This is a genomic window from Thermoanaerobacter sp. YS13, from assembly GCF_000806225.2.
In the GTDB taxonomy this organism is placed as follows: domain Bacteria; phylum Bacillota; class Thermoanaerobacteria; order Thermoanaerobacterales; family Thermoanaerobacteraceae; genus Thermoanaerobacter; species Thermoanaerobacter uzonensis.
Genome location: NZ_JOOI01000003.1, coordinates 181,768 through 198,357 on the forward strand (window position 1 = coordinate 181,768; position 16,590 = coordinate 198,357).

The window sequence follows — 16,590 nt, forward strand, 5'->3', positions numbered from 1 at the left end:
CTTATAAATAAGTTTAGAAGGGGTGTTTTAAAATGCAAAAAATATTTGTAGTCGGTGCAGGTACAATGGGTTCGGGAATAGCCCAGGTATTTGCAGAAAGTGGTTTTGATGTCATAATAAGAGATGTAGATATCAAGTTTGTAGAAAGAGGTTTAGGAATAATTGAAAACAATCTCAAAAGAAGTGTTGAAAAAGGCAAGATTACAGAAGAAGAAAAAAATAAAATTCTAGAAAGAATAAAAGGCACTGTTGATATCAATGAGGCGAAAGATGCTGACTTTGTTATTGAAGCAGCTATAGAAAACATGGAGATTAAAAAGCAAATTTTTAAAGAGCTTGATAACGTATGCAAAGAAGGTACAGTACTTGCAACAAACACTTCTTCTCTTTCAATAACGGAAATAGCAAGTAGTACTAAAAGGCCTGAAAAAGTTATCGGAATGCACTTTTTTAACCCTGTGCCTGTCATGAAATTAGTGGAAGTGATAAAAGGCATGAAGACTTCTGAAGAGACTTTTAATATAGTAAGAGAACTGGCGCAGAGACTGGGTAAAACTCCTGTTGAAGTAAATGAAGCTCCTGGCTTTGTGGTAAACAGAATTTTAATTCCCATGATAAATGAAGCTATAGGGGTTTTAGCTGATGGAGTAGCTTCTGCGTCTGACATAGATGAAGCGATGAAATTAGGAGCAAACCATCCCATAGGACCTCTTGCTCTTTCTGACCTTATAGGCAATGACGTAGTTCTTGCAATAATGGATACACTTTATTCAGAATTTAATGATTCAAAATACAGACCCCATCCGCTTTTGAGAAAAATGGTTAGAGCAGGACTTTTGGGAAGAAAAACAGGGAAAGGATTTTTTGAATATAAGTAAAATTAAAATTACTTGAGGAGGATTTATATGAGAGAAGTTGTAATTGTAAGTGGTGTAAGGACAGCAATAGGCAAATTTGGGGGGACATTGGCAAGTATTCCTGTTGTGGACTTGGGAGCGATTGTCATAAAAGAAGCTTTGAAAAGAGCAAATATTGCTCCTGAACAAGTGGATGAGGTACTTATGGGAAATGTCTTGCAGGCAGGATTAGGACAAAATCCTGCAAGGCAGTCAGCAGTTAAAGCAAGTATTCCGGTTGAAGTACCTGCCGCAACAATTAATATGGTTTGTGGCTCAGGACTTAGAACTGTAGCGATGGCATCACAGGCTATTATGACAGGGGATGCAGAGATTGTTGTTGCAGGCGGAATGGAAAGCATGTCAAGAGCTCCGTACCTTCTCAATGAAGCTCGATTTGGATATAAAATGAATGATGGTAAAATAGTGGACTCTATGGTGTATGATGGCTTGACAGATGTGTTTAATCAATACCACATGGGTATAACAGCTGAAAATGTTGCTGAAAGATATGGAATTACAAGGGAAGAGCAAGACGAATTTGCACTAAGAAGCCAGAAACTTGCAGAAGCTGCAATTACATCAGGAAGGTTTAACGATGAAATTGTACCTGTGTTAATCCCGCAGAAAAAAGGTGATCCAATAGAATTCAAAGTTGATGAGCATTATAGACCTGGTACTACATTAGAAGCTCTTTCAAAATTAAAACCTGCTTTTAAACCGGATGGAACAGTTACAGCAGGGAATGCATCTGGTATAAATGATGGAGCAGCTGCTTTGGTAGTTATGTCTAAAGAAAAGGCAAAAAAATTAGGAATTACTCCCCTTGCTACTATAAAGTCTTATGCTTATGCAGGAGTAGACCCGAGCGTTATGGGATTAGGTCCTATTTATTCTACAAGGAAGGCTCTTGATAAAGCAGGCTTAAAAATTGAAGATATTGACCTCATAGAAGCTAATGAAGCTTTTGCAGCCCAGGCATTAGCAGTTGCGAAAGAACTCAATTTTGATATGGATAAAGTAAACGTAAACGGTGGTGCAATAGCTTTAGGCCATCCTATTGGTGCAAGTGGAGCCAGAATTTTAGTGACACTCCTTTACGAGATGAGAAAGAGAGGTTCCCATCTTGGGCTTGCGACACTTTGCATAGGTGGTGGCATGGGCATATCAATGATTGTAGAAATGTAAAATATATAGAGAAAATAATGACCCTCGGTTCATGCTGGGGGTTATTGACTTTTAATAACGATTACAGATATAATAAATACAAAGGATGTCCTAAAATGATACATCTTTTTTAATATTAGGGGGAGTGAAAAGATGCCGAAAAACATTGATAAATCCTTTTTGTTTAGTGAAGAAATGGAATTTTTATTTGAGAGTGTTTTTGACAAACTGCCAATTGCTTTTGATATACTTGATGCAGAAGGTAATGTAAAAATGATGAATAAAACGTTTTTAGATTTTTTAGGCTTGGAAAAAGAAAAAGTTATTAACAGATACGTATTGGACGTTGATCGAAACTCGCGATTTCCTCTTGTTTTGAAAACAGGACAGAACGAGATTGCCTATAGACATAAGTTTGCCAATGGAAAAGAAGCTATTGTGCATAGAATTGCGATAAAAGATGACGACGAGGTTATTGGCGGTTTTGGAATGATTTTGTTTGAGGATTTAAATGAACTTAGAAAACTCATAGAAAAAAACAGGCTTTTAGAGACTGAACTTAATCACTATAAAAAAACATTAAGAAAAATTCGTGGTGCCAGGTATTCATGGGAGAGTATTGTTGGAAAAAGTGATGCAATAATTGAGTGTAAGAAAAAAGCTATAAAGATGGCTAGTATGGGTTCCAATATTCTTATATATGGAGAAAGTGGGGTAGGGAAAGAACTTTTTGCTCAGGCAATCCACAATTCAAGTAACAGAAGAGATTATCCATTTGTGACTGTAAATTGTGCTGCTATACCAGAGCAGTTAATGGAATCAGAGCTATTTGGTTATGAAGAAGGCGCTTTTACAGGAGCTCAAAAAGGTGGCAAAATAGGTAAGTTTGAGCTTGCAAATCATGGTACTATCTTTTTAGATGAAATAGGTGATATGCCGTATACAATGCAAGCAAAACTTCTAAGAGTGCTTCAAGAAGGAGAAATAGAAAGAGTAGGTGGCAAAGAACCTATTAGAGTTGATGTACGTGTGATTTCGGCAACTAACAAAGACCTTCAAAAGCTTATTAAAGAGGGGAAATTTAGGAGCGATTTATTTTACAGAATAAATGTATTAATGCTTAATGTTCCACCATTGCGTGAAAGAAGAGGAGATATTCCACTTTTGATAGATCATTTTTTGTACCTTTTGGCTCAGAATTCTGGAATATACAAAAAAGTTTCTAAGGAAGTGTATGACATTTTGGAGAAATATGATTGGCCAGGCAACATAAGGGAACTTAGAAATGCAGTTGAGCGAATGGTTGTCAATTCGGAAGGTGATACAATTAGGAAAACAGACATTCCTCTTTATATTCTAAACAAAGAGATACCCATAAGGAAGAAAGGGTCGGGACTTCAGCAAATGCTTGAAGAATTTGAAGAGAAGATAATCCTTGAGACTTTAAAAGAGTGTAATTATAATAAATCACAAGCAGCAGAAATATTAAAAATACCAAGGTCAAGACTTTATCGAAAGCTAAAAAAGTTTAATATTCTCGAAGATAATGAAGTAAAATGATACTATGTAGCGAAAAGCTACAAATTTTGAAAACGCAGGAGACATATCTCTTGCGTTTTTTTGTATTATTGTGAGACATTTATCAATAAAAAATTGTATTTTGTAATATCTTTAAAAGCAACAAGAAAATTTTTAATTTAAAAGGTGGATATTTAAGAAATTCACATTTGACTGCTTATTTTTTAAAAATTTTTAAGCAAAATTAATAGTTGGCACTTTTTTTGCTTTTACTATTTAGAGAAAAACAACTGAAAGGAGTAGCATTATGGGGAAAACGATTAATGAATTAAAAATTGGTGACAAAGACTATTTTGAGAAAACAATTACAGAAACAGATGTATATTTATATGCTGGGATTACAGGTGATTTTAATCCTGCCCATATTAATCAGGTAGCATCTGAAAAAACGATGTTTAAGGGAAGGATAGCTCACGGAATGTTGACAGCGGGGTTAATTTCTGCTGTTTTGGGTACTAAGTTACCAGGACCGGGAACTATTTATCTTGGTCAAGAATTGAAGTTTACAAAACCTGTAAGGATTGGCGATACAATCAAAGCTGAGGTAGAAGTAGTAGAAATCATTCCTGAAAAAAATCGAGTTAAATTAAAAACAATATGCACAAATCAAAATAACGAAGTTGTACTGGAGGGCATGGCGACAGTACTTGCACCAACAAAGGAGTAAGCAGAAATTATTGGAATGGGAGGCTAGCACATGTTATTGCAACAATTAATAAGCGGTTTTGCTACAGGTGGATTATATGCATTAGCAGCATTAGGTCTCGTATTGATATACAAAACTTCTGATGTAGTAAATTTCGCACAGGGCGAAATGGCTATGTTTTCTACTTTTATTGCATATACAACTATGACATCCTATGGTATGTCTTATTGGGAAGCTTTTATATTGGCACTTTTGTTTGCGTCAGTTTTAGGATTTATCGTAGAAAGATTTTTCATAAGACCTATACAAAATGCTCCAGTTTTAAGTCTTTTAATTGTGACATTAGGTCTTATGATGATTGTAAATGGTATAGCAGGATGGGCATTTGGTTTTGAGACTCATAGTTTTCCAGCAATTGTGGGAGGGGAACTAAAAATTTTTGGTGCAGTGATATCAAAGTCAAATCTTTTGACATTAGTTATTACAGTATTTATAATGGGAATTTTGTTTTATATGTTGAAATATACTCTTGCTGGAATTGCTATAAGGGCTACATCAGAAAATCCAACTATTGCAAGGTTAATGGGTATTGCTGTTAATCATGTTTATTCTATTACTTGGGTTGTAAGTTCTATACTTGGTGCAATTGCAGGTATGTTCATAGCCCCAACTACATTTCTTGATGTAAATATGATGTCTTCTGTGTTGCTAAAGGCATTTACTGCTGCAGTTTTAGGAGGATTTACAACTTTTGTGGGGCCTGTAGTAGGAGGGTTAATACTTGGAGTGTTAGAAAACATTGCAAGTGGCTATATTTCTGCGCAACTGAGTTCGACATTTGCGTTTGCTCTTATAGTTATAATGCTATGGATTAGGCCTACGGGACTTGTTGGGCAAAAAGTGGGAAAGAAGGTGTAAAAATGAATGCAAAAAAATACATCTTATGGATAGTTCTAATTTTAATTGCTACATTAATTCCACCTATATTAAATTTACCGGGTAGTCTTCAGTATCTTTTAGATTTGTCGCTTATATATGCAATTGTCGCAATAGGCCTTAATCTTCTAATGGGTTATGCAGGACAGATATCCTTGGGACATGGTGCTTTTTTGGCTGTTGGTGCTTATACTTCAGCATATTTAACACTTACACTTCATGTGCCATTTTTTATAGCACTTATATTATCAGGTTTAATAACAGGTATTGTGGGGATTCTTTTAGGACTTCCTGCACTGAAGTTGGAAGGGAATTATTTAGCGATAGCTACTCTTGGATTTGGTGTAGCTGTAACACAAATTTTTGCTATATGGACAAGTTTTACTGGTGGTTTTTCAGGTATAAAACCATTGAAACCTGAATTATTTGGCTTTAAGTTTAATTCGTATCTAAGTTATTACTATATTATCTTAATTTTAACTATTGTTCTTGTAATATTGACTTGGAATATTATAAGGACAAAAGTTGGCAGAAGCCTAATGGCAATGAGAGACAGTGAAATTGCTGCAAAGGCAATGGGAATAAATGTTTCGTATTATAAAACATTAGCTTTTGGATTAAGCGCATTTTATACAGGAATTGCAGGAAGCCTTTATGCTCACCTGCTTGGTTTTATGACTCCTTATGATTATGCATTCAGTATAGGGATGTCTCTTAATTTTCTTGCAATGATTGTTATAGGCGGGATAGGAACAATAAGTGGATCCATAATTGGGACAATAATTATGACGTGGCTTCCACAGATTACCTCCAATTTACCAATAAAAAGTTTATCGCAAATTATTACAGGTGCAATTATAATAGCCGTCGTAATCTTTTATCCAAACGGTATAGCATATGCGGGAGCTAGACTAAAAGATAAATTTGAGAAATTATTTGCGAAGCACCAAGAAAAAATCGTAGTTAAGATAGAGAAGTGAGGGATAATGCATGGAACATTTAATAGTTGACAATTTAACTATGGAATTTGGAGGTTTGAAAGCTGTTGATTCTCTCAGTTTTAGTGTTAAAAAGGGTGAAATCTATGGGCTTATAGGTCCTAATGGTGCTGGGAAAACAACTGTTTTTAATTGCGTATCAAGATTTTACAATCCTACCTCCGGCAGAATTATTTTTGAGGGTAAGGAAATTACAAGGCTTAAACCTCATGAAATAATAAGAGCAGGGATATCTAGAACTTTTCAAAATGTAGAACTCTTTAAGCATATGACTGTATTAGAAAATTTGCTTGTTGGTCAAGTTGCATTTACAAGAGAGAACATATTATCCGCTGCTTTTATGCTCTCTTCTGTAAGAAAAGAAGAGAGAAGAATTAGGGAGGAAGCTATGGGAATACTTAAAATTCTCAATATAGAAGACAAAGCACATGAATATGCATCGGCACAACCTTATGGAATACAAAAGCTAGTAGAAATAGGAAGAGCACTTGTATCTCAACCACGACTAATCATGTTAGATGAACCTGCTGCAGGTATGAATCACAGTGAAACAGATGAATTAGCTGAATTAATATTAAAATTGCGAGATGAGCTTGGTATTACAATACTTTTAGTAGAACATGACATGTCTCTTGTCATGAATATATGTGAGAATATTTGTGTAATGAATTTTGGCAAAAAAATATGCGAAGGTACACCAGAAAAAGTAAAATCTGATCCTGCTGTCATCGAAGCATATCTGGGGGGTGAAGAGATTGCTTAGCCTTATTGATATAGAATCTTCCTACGGATATGTTAAAGTGCTAAAAGGCATAACAATTGAAATAAAAGAAGGGGATATTGTTGCGATTTTAGGTGCTAATGGTGCAGGAAAAACCACAATACTTAGAACTATATCAGGGCTTTTAAAACCTGACCGTGGGAAAATAGAGTTTATGGGAGAAAGAATAGATGGCAAACCTCCCGAATTAATTGTATCTAAGGGTATTGTCCAATCTCCTGAAGGAAGAGAAATTTTCCCCGGTTTATCCGTTTTAGAAAATTTAAAAATAGGTGCTTATACCAGAAAGGACAAAAATAATATTTCAAAAGACCTTGATAGGATTTATCATTATTTTCCACGGCTGAGAGAAAGACAAAATCAAATTGCTGGTACTTTAAGTGGTGGAGAGCAACAAATGCTCGCAATAGCAAGAGCATTGATGGCAAAGCCCAAATTGTTAATGCTCGATGAACCTTCATTAGGACTTGCACCACGTGTAGTTAAGGAAATATTTGAAATTATTAAAGAAATTAATCAAGAGGGGGTAACAGTACTTTTAGTGGAGCAAAATGCCAGACAGGCATTAGCAATAGCTAATTATGCTTATATTTTGCAAACTGGATTAGTAGTAATGGAAGGCAAAACAGAAGATTTAAAAAATAATGAGGAGGTGAAAGCAACTTATCTTGGAGGTAAAAGTCCAGGGTCGAATATAAATTAAAAATAATAAGAGGAGGATAATTATGGGAAAAAGGTTTATTAAAAAATTGTTTGTATTAGCGTTTGCTTTAATATTTACATTAGGGGTTGTTTTAACAGGTTGTGGAAACAAAAATAGTGAACAGGCAAATACCCCGGCTTCACAAAAAGAACAAACAAAAAAAGAACTGGCTCAAGGAGTGACAGATACAACGGTAAAAGTAGGTACAACACTGGCGTTGACAGGACCAGTAGCAGTAATTGGCACACCAATGCTCCATGGTATGCAAGCGTATTTTAATTATATCAATGATCAAGGAGGAGTGAATGGAAGAAAAATAGAACTCATTTACAAAGATGATCAATTTAACCCTGCTGTAACAGTACAAAAAACTCAGGAATTAGTTGAACAAGATAAAGTATTTGCTCTTGTAGGTACGCTTGGGACTCCAGGATTGCTTGCATCAATGGATTATATCGTTCAAAAGGGAATTCCTGATGTATACCAGGGCTCAGGGTCAAGTAAGTTTGCAATTCCCTTCAAGAAAAATTATTTTCCTGTACAGCCTAATTATACTACAGAAGGACATGTGCTAGCACAATATGCGGTTGATAATTTAAATGCGAAAAATATTGTAGTAATTTATCAAAACGATGAACAAGGTACAGAAGGACTAAATGCTATAAAAGAACAACTCGAAAAGCTTGGGAAATCTGACCTTTTGAAAGCTGCTGTTCCTTTTAACACAACTGATGTAGATTTTAGTACACCAGTATTAAAGGCAAAAGAGGTCAATGGAGATGTTGTAATACTCCTTGGTACAGCGAAACCTCTTGCAGGTATTGCTGTCAAGGCAAAAGAAATTGGGTATAAACCGCAATTCCTTGCCTCCTATGTGGTTTCTGACCTTACAATGTTTAAACTTGCAAAGGATGCTTGGAATGGAGCAATAGTTGCAGGATGGGCTTACCCAATATATGGTAAAACTGAGAATGAACCTAAAGTTAAATTATTCCTTGATACAATAAAAAAATATTTTCCTAATGAAACACCTTCAGGATATCATGTTGCAGGATGGATTGCTGCTCAAACTTTTGTTGAAGGATTAAAAAGAGCTGGCGATAATCTTACTTGGGATGGTTTTATAAAAGCCATGGAGACATTTAAAGATTGGAATGACGGCCTTGCTTATAAACTTACCTATACAGAGACAGACCATAGTCCGCAAAGGGCAATGTATTTTATGAAGGCTATATACAAAAACGAAAATAAATATACTTATGAGATAATTACCGATTACATTGAACCTAGGTGATACTTTTTAATATTTTAGAAAGGGCTTTTTAAAAAGCCCTTTCTAAAAACCTTATGATAGGAGGCTATAAAATGCCCAAAATCAGAGTTAATAATATTGAATTATATTATGAAATACACGGAAATGGTCAACCTCTTGTACTAATAGAAGGCCTTGCTTGTTCGAAATGGATGTGGTTTAAACAGATAAATGAGTTAAAAAAGCATTTTAAGGTTATTGTTTTTGACTTGAGGGGTGTTGGTGATTCTGATAAACCTGATATGGAATATTCTATTAAGCTGTTTGCTGATGATACAGCGGCTCTGGTAACAGAACTTGGGTTTAAAAAAGTTCACGTACTTGGGGTTTCTATGGGTGGTTATATAGCACAAGAACTTGCTTTGGAATATCCTGCTCTTGTTGATAGGTTGATATTATGTTCTACTCATTATGGAGGACCAAATATCGTGCCAATACCATTATCTACTCTTAGCATTATGTTGAATGGAGCAGGTGCAGGTAATGCACTGGAAAATTTGCGAATTGCTATGTCTTTAAGTTTTAGCGATGAATATCTTTCTACTCATAAAGATGAATTTGAACAGATTGTGAAATGGAAATTTGAAAAGCCGCAACCATTTTACGCTTATAAAAGACAATTTTACGCTGGATTAGCATTTGATGAAGAATCAAGAGTTCATTTGATTAAATCTCCTACTTTAATAATGGCAGGTAAAGACGATAAAATTGTACCTTATGAAAATGCTCTTTTATTGCATTCAAAAATTGAGAACTCAGAAGTTGAATTTTTTGATAATGCAGGACACATGTTTTTTATAGAAAAAGCAGAGGAAGTGAATCAAAAAATTGTAGAGTTTTTAACAAAACCTATAGGAGGAGATGAAAAATGGAAAGAAAGGATATTAACGTAGGGATTGTTGGAACAGGACTTTACATTCCTGAGACATATATGACAGCTGAAGATATAGCAAAAGAAACAGGGATACCTGAAGAAATTATAAAAACCAAATTTGGGATTATAAGAAAGCCTATACCGGGTCCGGAAGACCATACTTGTTATATGGGAATACAAGCGGCGAAAGATTGTCTTAAAAGAACTGGTGTTGATCCAAAAGAAATAGACCTCATTATATATATAGGCGAGGAACATAAGGAATATCTGCTTTGGACCTCTGGTATCAAATTGCAGTATGAGATAGGTGCAGAGAATGCGTGGGCTTTTGACATGGCTTTGAGATGTGGTACGGCAGTTGCAGCTTTGAAGATAGCAAAAGATATGATGATTGCAGATGACAATATCAACACTGTTTTAATTGCTGGTGGTTATAGAAATGTTGACTTTATTGACTATAAAAATCCCCGCGTATCTTTCATGTATGACCTTGCTGCAGGAGGAGGGGCAATTCTCCTTAAGAAAAATTATAATAGAAATATTGTACTTGAAGCATCAATTATAACAGATGGTTCCTTTTCTGAAGATGTTGCTGTTGTCGGTGGAGGGACAAAATATCCTGTAAGCCATGAAATGATTGATAAAGGACTGTATAAATTAGATGTTTTGAATATGGAACATATGAAAAAAGGCCTTGAAGAAAAATCGATGCCTAATTTTTTAGGTGTGATTAAAGAATCTCTAAGGAAAAGCGGTTATACACCTTCCGATATTGGCTATCTTGCTATACTTCACATGAAAAGGTCTGCTCATGAATTTATTTTAAATGAACTAGGCTTATCTCCTGACAAATCGATTTACTTAGAAAACTATGGGCATATGGGTCAGATTGACCAGATACTTTCAACACAACTTGCACTAGAAGAAGGAAAAATAAAAGATGGTGATGTAGTAGTATGGGTAAGTGCAGGGATAGGTTATGTATGGGATGCAATTACAATAAAGTGGGGACCTATAGAATAAGTTTTATGGCATAAATTTTATGACAGGAGGTTTTAAACATGGATCATAAAGAACTATACAAGAAAAAGTTAGTTTCTGTTGAAGAAATTTTATCAAAGATTAACAGTGAAGATGAAATTGTTTCTGCTATGGCTGCTTCAGAGCCTCAAGGCATTTTAAGTAAACTCCATACTATAAAAGATAGAGTTGAAGATGTAACGGTTGTTGTATGTCTTCCAATGAAAGATTATGAATTTTTTATGAATTCATCAATGAAAGGGCATTTTCTTACTGAATCATGGTTTTATACTGCAGGATTAAGGGAAGCACATAAATACGGGACAGTATCTTTTATACCCAATCATCTTCATTTAGCTTCAACAAAAAGATTATACTATAGAAAACCTAGGTTTTTCCTAGGCACAGCAACTCCAATGGATAAACATGGATATTTATCATTATCTTTAGGTATTACTTATGAAAAAGATATTCTTGAGAACGCTGATTATGTTGTTTTAGAGGTAAATGAAAACCTCCCAAGGACATATGGTGATACACAAATCCACATAAGTCAGGTGGACTTCATTGTTGAAAATCATGCTCCTGTTCCTGAAATTCCTATTGTAGAACCAAACGAAAAAGACAAAATAATAGGAAATTATATAGCTGAGTTAGTAGAGGACGGCTCAACGATTCAATTGGGAATAGGTGGAATACCCAATGCGGTGGCAAAAGCACTTTTAAATAAAAAGGACCTTGGCATACACACAGAGATGTTTACAGAAGGAATGGTGGATTTATTTGAAGCTGGGGTAATCACCAATAAGAAAAAAACCTTATGGAAAGGAAAATCTATAGCTACATTTGCACTTGGTACTAAGAAACTGTATGATTTTATAGATGATAATATGGGAATAGAATTTCAAAGAGGTGCAGTTGTCAATGACCCATATGTAATAGGCCAAAATTATAAAATGGTATCTATAAATACTGCACTCCAGGTAGATTTAACAGGTCAAGTTTGTTCAGAATCTCTGGGGATAAGGCAATTCAGTGGGACAGGGGGACAAGCAGACACGGCAGTAGGGGCACAAATTTCAAAAGGAGGAAAATCAATAATAGCACTGTACTCATCTGTAAAAAACGATGCTATATCTACAATAGTTCCTGTGCTAACAGAAGGTGCTGCAGTGACTCTTTCAAGAAATGATGTAGACTATATTGTTACAGAGTATGGCATTGCAGAAATGAGAGGACGGTCGATAAGAGACAGAGTAAGAAATTTAATAAACATTGCTCACCCTAAATTTAGAGATGAACTCAGGGAAAAGGCTAAAGAGCTTATGATATGGTAATATTTGAATGTTAAAGATAAAATGACGATGAAGAAAGGAGGAACAATTTATGAAGAAGCTAAGAGTATTTCCTTTATTGGTAATAATGTTATTATTATTTCAAGGACATTATAAAGCAACATCATATTTTGACCCAACACCAATAAAAACCTTTACAGACTCCAAATACTGGGCTAAAGTGGAACTTTTAAGGGATAGCAATCCTAACATAGGACAAGAAAAATTCATAACAGATAATCAACAGAAGGATTCAGAAATCATCAAAGAATTTAACAACAATCCTCAACCAAATTCGCAATATTTTTTGCTCCATTATGCACCGGCTTGGGATACAGGCACAAAGCCATATCCTGTAATTCTTGTTCACGGTGCTGGTTCTGATGCAAACTTTTTTACAGATCCTAAAAGGGATGGTTCGATTACTGGTTTGATGCAATATCTTTCGCAAAGAGGTTATAAAGTCTTTGCTGTTACATTTGCGCATCCTCATGGGGACAACTACATTCAAAGAGAGATTCTTGCTGATGTGATTCAGAAGGTTAAAGCTGTAACAGGAGCAAGTAAAGTTGATATTATAGCACATAGTAAAGGCAATATGTCTGCGAGAATGTACGTGTCAAATGTCAAAGAATCATGGGGAGTTGATTTTAGAAAAGATGTGAGAAGATATATCCAGCTGGGAGCTCCAAATGGTGGAATTGACTTTACTTTTAGGAATCCAAATATGGCATGGGGTATAATGACAACTGGAGGATTTGGACCTGTTCCTTATACTTATATGTTGATTTATGGATTATGGTATAATACCACCTATCACAGTATATATACAGAAGGTGGTGCCTATCCAGGACAACTTCAGATGCTAGCAAGATGGGATAGTGTATATCCTCTAAATACAACGCAGCAAGATTGGTATACAACTTATTATGGAGGTTGGGGATTTGCTAGTTACTCCTATGGAATAGATTATGCAATTAAAGAAGGTGGGAATCTTATTAATACATTACAGAATTCCCCTGTAGATCCTTCTGTAGAAATAGCTGTGTTGGCTGGAGATTATAATTATATAAATGGTGTTCCGTGGGAGACCACAGGGCCCAGTGATGGATTAGTATTTGTAAAAAGTGCTACTGATACATCGACAATGACAAAATCAGGAGCAAAACTTTTAGCGAAAGACGTATACCATTTAAATCACCTTGAGCTGGCATATGATAAATCAGCTATGGATTGGATAGATGCACAATTGTCAAAATGAGAAAAGGAATTGCTTTTAGCAAAAGTAAATTATATTTCAAGCAGTTTATTTCCTAGGAAACAAATTAAAATATTATATTTTGTAGATGTTAAAAATAAAGGGGGTTAAAATTTATGTGTAGAGTAATATATAAAAAAATTGCTTTACCAAATGGAGAGGAAATTGGTTACAGAGAAAGAGAAGGAGGAAAAGACGCAATAATTTTTGTTCATGGTAATTTAGTTTCATCAAAATATTGGGAAAAATTTATGCAAAGATTTCCTGAAAATTTTAAACTTTATGCAGTAGATTTGAGAGGAGCAGGAATCTCTTCATATAACAAGCCTATTGAAACAATGAGGGATTTTTCTGAAGATATATGGCTTTTTTCACAAGAAATGAATATCAAAAAGTTTATTCTTGTAGGGTGGTCGATGGGCGGAGTGATTTCTATGCAACTAGCGGCTGACCACCCTGATGCAGTAAAAAAATTGATCCTTGTAAGTTCACCATCTTGCAAAGGTATACCATTTACAAAAAAAGATGAAGAAGGTAGAGTGATACCGGGTGAATATTGGAACACAAAAGAAGAAGTGTTTAATGATAAAGTACAAGTTTTGCCGATAGTTTATGCATTGAGATCGGGAAACAGAGAAATAATGAAAAATATTTGGGATTCTGCTGTGTTTAACTATAAAAAGCCTGAAGAAAAATATTACAAAGAGCTCATAGAGGATATTTTTACAGTAAGAAATTATCCTGATTGTGCGTGGGCAACTCAGATTTTTAATATATCTCACTTTCATAATGGTGTGGTCATGGGCACAGGAGAAGTAGACAATCTAAAGATGCCTGTATTGTTATTATGGGGAGAATATGATGTAATCGTAAAAAAAGAGTATAGCGAAGAAACAGCTAAAGAAATCGGGGAGAATGCCCATGTTGTAGTTATTGAAAATGCGGCTCATAGTGTGTTTATTGATAATGAAGAACAAACATTAAAAGTTATGCTAGATTTTATTGAGAAATAGAGGAGGAGATGAATATATGAGAAGGGCGCGAATCATAGGAGTGGGAAGTTATCACCCAAAGAATTTGATAACAAATGAAGAACTGTCAAAAAGAATAGGTGAGCCAATAAGCATAAATTTTGAAAATAAGGTTGGAATACTACAAAGATATATAACTGGTCCAGATGAAAGCACTGCAGATCTTGCTTATGAAGCAGCTATCAGGGCCTTAGAAATGGCAGATATATCAGCAAAGGACATCGATTTGATAATTTTATCAACGGATACTCACGAGTATATTACTCCTCCAACTTCTGCAATTGTACAAGGAAGGCTTGGAGCAATAAATGCTGGCTTTTTTGATATAAATGCTTCTTGCGCTGGATTTGCAGGCTCTCTTGCAGTTGCATCAAAAATGATTATGGCTGATGATTCATTAAATAAAGTCTTAGTTATTGGTGCATATAACATGAGCAAATTTATTGACTATAATACACCAGGACTTTCTGCTATATTTGCAGATGGTGGTGGAGCGGTTGTACTTACTTCAACAGAAGAAGATGCTGGATTTTTAGCATCTAAATTTATAGGTGATGGTACACAGTATGATTTTTTGGGTATATATGATGGTGGAGCAAAAAATCCGTTTAGAAAAGACAATCCTAAAGACCAGCTTTTGATATCTTTCAAGCCTCTTCCTCCAGATAGAAACCTTAAAATGTGGCCCCCTCTTGTAAAGGAAGTTGTGGAAAGAGCGGGTTATAAAGTTGAAGATATTGATCATATTTTCTTTACTCAGATAAATAAGTCGGTAATATTAGAGGTTATGGATACATTAGGGCTTGACCGGTCAAAAGCAACTACTATTATGGAAAAGTACGGCTATACTGGTTCAGCTTGTCTTCCTATGGCTTTAGATGATGCAGTAAAAAATAATAGGATAAAGAGAGGAGACTTAATTGTTTTTGTAGGTTCAGGAGTAGGATTTTCTATGGCTGCATCAGCTTTTATATATTAAGCAGTGCATATCTTGGTGAATAATATGGGGTGATGAAATGACCCTTATTGATGCGTTTAAAAAAATAGCACCTTTTATTAATATAATGACAACAGAGGATCTAGGTATATCAATATGTGATGTTAATGAATGCGTATTATATTTACCTGGTAAAAAAATTAATCATAACATAAAGATAGGAGATCCTTTAAAAGAGGGTACCGCTATATATGAAGCAATAAAAAGTGGAAAACGTATTGTTAGAAGAGTGGGAAGCGAAGTGTATGGTTTCCCATATATTGCTATAGCATTTCCGCTGATAGAAAACGGTGTAATAACAGGAGGAGTAAGTATATTTCAATCGACAGCAAAACAGGATGAGATAGCAAATATAACTGAAAAAGTGTTTTCTTCATTGCAGCAGATTCACTCTATGATACAAGAGATATTTCTAATTTCAAAAAATGTATCTGAAATAAGCGATGAAGCCTCAAAGCTTGCAGAATATGCAAAAAATAATGCTCAATCTACTGACGAGCTTATAGACTTTATTAAACATATCTCTTCAGAAACAAATTTATTGGGCTTAAATGCGGCAATAGAAGCTGCGAGAGTTGGTGAGAGTGGCAAAGGGTTTACAATAGTTGCAAATGAAATAAGGAAATTATCTATGTCAACCAAAGACTCTGTAGAATCTATAAACAATGTACTTATAAAACTTAGAGAAATAAGTTACAAAATTGATAAAAATATGAAAGAAATAAAGAATACAAATGTGAATCTATATAAACTTATAGAAAATGCGAATAGTGAACTTGAAGAAATAAACAAAATGTTTGAGGAACTTTACAATAAAACGCGACTTTATTAAATAAGACATATAGTGAGGAATTTGTAACACTTATAAAAGATAGAGTAAATTTTATAGCACCTATTTATGTATATCCGGGAGAAGAGGAAATGCTAGCTTTAGCTCAAGGGGCTTTGAGAGTTTTAAACGGTGAAGAAAAGGCAAAAGAATATGTATAAAATGAAAACTGATAAGAGGCTTATGTTGGTCCTCTTGTCAGTTTTTTTAATTTTAATTGACATCATAAT

At 34.8% G+C, this 16,590-nt stretch carries 16 protein-coding genes and 1 pseudogene; all 17 read left to right on the forward strand.

The genetic code is table 11. The annotated features are described in order from the left end of the window. The first annotated feature begins 32 nt into the window (after nt 1-32). A complete protein-coding gene (locus THYS13_RS13065; RefSeq protein ID WP_042834972.1) occupies nt 33-878 on the forward strand; it encodes a 3-hydroxybutyryl-CoA dehydrogenase in 846 nt (281 codons plus the stop codon). Nucleotides 879-905: 27 nt separating this feature from the next. Further along, nucleotides 906-2,084, forward strand: a complete 1,179-nt coding sequence (locus THYS13_RS13070; RefSeq protein WP_042834973.1) for an acetyl-CoA C-acetyltransferase — start codon at nt 906-908, stop codon at nt 2,082-2,084. 132 nt (nt 2,085-2,216) lie between these two features. Continuing rightward, nucleotides 2,217-3,623: a sigma-54-dependent Fis family transcriptional regulator gene (locus tag THYS13_RS13075; protein ID WP_042834974.1), complete on the forward strand. Its 1,407-nt coding sequence runs from the start codon at nt 2,217-2,219 to the stop codon at nt 3,621-3,623. A gap of 265 nt (nt 3,624-3,888) precedes the next feature. Beyond that, nucleotides 3,889-4,308, forward strand: coding sequence for a MaoC family dehydratase (locus THYS13_RS13080; RefSeq protein WP_201035692.1), 420 nt, complete (start codon nt 3,889-3,891; stop codon nt 4,306-4,308). Nucleotides 4,309-4,338: 30 nt separating this feature from the next. After that, the gene (locus tag THYS13_RS13085; protein ID WP_042834976.1) at nt 4,339-5,205 is read left to right on the forward strand and encodes a branched-chain amino acid ABC transporter permease; all 867 of its coding nucleotides are present in this window, start codon (nt 4,339-4,341) and stop codon (nt 5,203-5,205) included. Nucleotides 5,206-5,207: 2 nt separating this feature from the next. Further along, nucleotides 5,208-6,203, forward strand: coding sequence for a branched-chain amino acid ABC transporter permease (locus tag THYS13_RS13090; protein ID WP_042834977.1), 996 nt, complete (start codon nt 5,208-5,210; stop codon nt 6,201-6,203). 10 nt (nt 6,204-6,213) lie between these two features. Further along, nucleotides 6,214-6,984, forward strand: a complete 771-nt coding sequence (locus THYS13_RS13095; RefSeq protein WP_042834978.1) for an ABC transporter ATP-binding protein — start codon at nt 6,214-6,216, stop codon at nt 6,982-6,984. Beyond that, nucleotides 6,977-7,705, forward strand: a complete 729-nt coding sequence (locus tag THYS13_RS13100) for an ABC transporter ATP-binding protein (protein WP_042834979.1) — start codon at nt 6,977-6,979, stop codon at nt 7,703-7,705. The genes THYS13_RS13095 and THYS13_RS13100 overlap by 8 nt, the downstream gene beginning before the upstream one ends. Before the next feature lie 22 nt (nt 7,706-7,727). Continuing rightward, the gene (locus THYS13_RS13105; RefSeq protein WP_042834980.1) at nt 7,728-8,999 is read left to right on the forward strand and encodes an ABC transporter substrate-binding protein; all 1,272 of its coding nucleotides are present in this window, start codon (nt 7,728-7,730) and stop codon (nt 8,997-8,999) included. Nucleotides 9,000-9,070: 71 nt separating this feature from the next. Continuing rightward, nucleotides 9,071-9,910 (forward strand): alpha/beta fold hydrolase, encoded by an 840-nt coding sequence (locus tag THYS13_RS13110; protein WP_042834981.1) that lies wholly within the window; start codon nt 9,071-9,073, stop codon nt 9,908-9,910. Next, entirely contained in the window at nt 9,886-10,914 is a 1,029-nt protein-coding gene (locus tag THYS13_RS13115; protein ID WP_042834982.1) for a 3-oxoacyl-ACP synthase, read from the forward strand. The genes THYS13_RS13110 and THYS13_RS13115 overlap by 25 nt, the downstream gene beginning before the upstream one ends. A 38-nt stretch (nt 10,915-10,952) precedes the next feature. Beyond that, complete coding sequence (locus THYS13_RS13120; protein WP_042834983.1) at nt 10,953-12,248, forward strand: acetyl-CoA hydrolase/transferase family protein; 1,296 nt, start codon at nt 10,953-10,955, stop codon at nt 12,246-12,248. Between the two features lie 49 nt (nt 12,249-12,297). Continuing rightward, the gene (locus tag THYS13_RS13125; RefSeq protein WP_042834984.1) at nt 12,298-13,506 is read left to right on the forward strand and encodes a triacylglycerol lipase; all 1,209 of its coding nucleotides are present in this window, start codon (nt 12,298-12,300) and stop codon (nt 13,504-13,506) included. 113 nt (nt 13,507-13,619) lie between these two features. Further along, the gene (locus tag THYS13_RS13130) at nt 13,620-14,516 is read left to right on the forward strand and encodes an alpha/beta fold hydrolase (RefSeq protein ID WP_042834985.1); all 897 of its coding nucleotides are present in this window, start codon (nt 13,620-13,622) and stop codon (nt 14,514-14,516) included. 16 nt (nt 14,517-14,532) lie between these two features. Continuing rightward, a complete protein-coding gene (locus tag THYS13_RS13135; RefSeq protein WP_042834986.1) occupies nt 14,533-15,513 on the forward strand; it encodes a 3-oxoacyl-ACP synthase III family protein in 981 nt (326 codons plus the stop codon). Nucleotides 15,514-15,550: 37 nt separating this feature from the next. Continuing rightward, a complete protein-coding gene (locus tag THYS13_RS13140) occupies nt 15,551-16,363 on the forward strand; it encodes a methyl-accepting chemotaxis protein (RefSeq protein WP_042834987.1) in 813 nt (270 codons plus the stop codon). Between the two features lie 8 nt (nt 16,364-16,371). Then, nucleotides 16,372-16,521: pseudogene (locus THYS13_RS14995) on the forward strand (butyrate kinase); the annotation flags it as partial. Between the last annotated feature and the right edge of the window lie 69 nt (nt 16,522-16,590).

Bases quoted from the DNA above. Each gene is read 5' to 3' on its own strand.
- THYS13_RS13065 (WP_042834972.1), top strand. From the start codon at position 33: ATGCAAAAAATATTTGTAGTCGGTGCAGGTACAATGGGTTCGGGAATA.
- THYS13_RS13070 (WP_042834973.1), top strand. From the start codon at position 906: ATGAGAGAAGTTGTAATTGTAAGTGGTGTAAGGACAGCAATAGGCAAA.
- THYS13_RS13075 (WP_042834974.1), top strand. From the start codon at position 2,217: ATGCCGAAAAACATTGATAAATCCTTTTTGTTTAGTGAAGAAATGGAA.
- THYS13_RS13080 (WP_201035692.1), top strand. From the start codon at position 3,889: ATGGGGAAAACGATTAATGAATTAAAAATTGGTGACAAAGACTATTTT.
- THYS13_RS13085 (WP_042834976.1), top strand. From the start codon at position 4,339: ATGTTATTGCAACAATTAATAAGCGGTTTTGCTACAGGTGGATTATAT.
- THYS13_RS13090 (WP_042834977.1), top strand. From the start codon at position 5,208: ATGAATGCAAAAAAATACATCTTATGGATAGTTCTAATTTTAATTGCT.
- THYS13_RS13095 (WP_042834978.1), top strand. From the start codon at position 6,214: ATGGAACATTTAATAGTTGACAATTTAACTATGGAATTTGGAGGTTTG.
- THYS13_RS13105 (WP_042834980.1), top strand. From the start codon at position 7,728: ATGGGAAAAAGGTTTATTAAAAAATTGTTTGTATTAGCGTTTGCTTTA.
- THYS13_RS13110 (WP_042834981.1), top strand. From the start codon at position 9,071: ATGCCCAAAATCAGAGTTAATAATATTGAATTATATTATGAAATACAC.
- THYS13_RS13115 (WP_042834982.1), top strand. From the start codon at position 9,886: ATGGAAAGAAAGGATATTAACGTAGGGATTGTTGGAACAGGACTTTAC.
- THYS13_RS13120 (WP_042834983.1), top strand. From the start codon at position 10,953: ATGGATCATAAAGAACTATACAAGAAAAAGTTAGTTTCTGTTGAAGAA.
- THYS13_RS13125 (WP_042834984.1), top strand. From the start codon at position 12,298: ATGAAGAAGCTAAGAGTATTTCCTTTATTGGTAATAATGTTATTATTA.
- THYS13_RS13130 (WP_042834985.1), top strand. From the start codon at position 13,620: ATGTGTAGAGTAATATATAAAAAAATTGCTTTACCAAATGGAGAGGAA.
- THYS13_RS13135 (WP_042834986.1), top strand. From the start codon at position 14,533: ATGAGAAGGGCGCGAATCATAGGAGTGGGAAGTTATCACCCAAAGAAT.
- THYS13_RS13140 (WP_042834987.1), top strand. From the start codon at position 15,551: ATGACCCTTATTGATGCGTTTAAAAAAATAGCACCTTTTATTAATATA.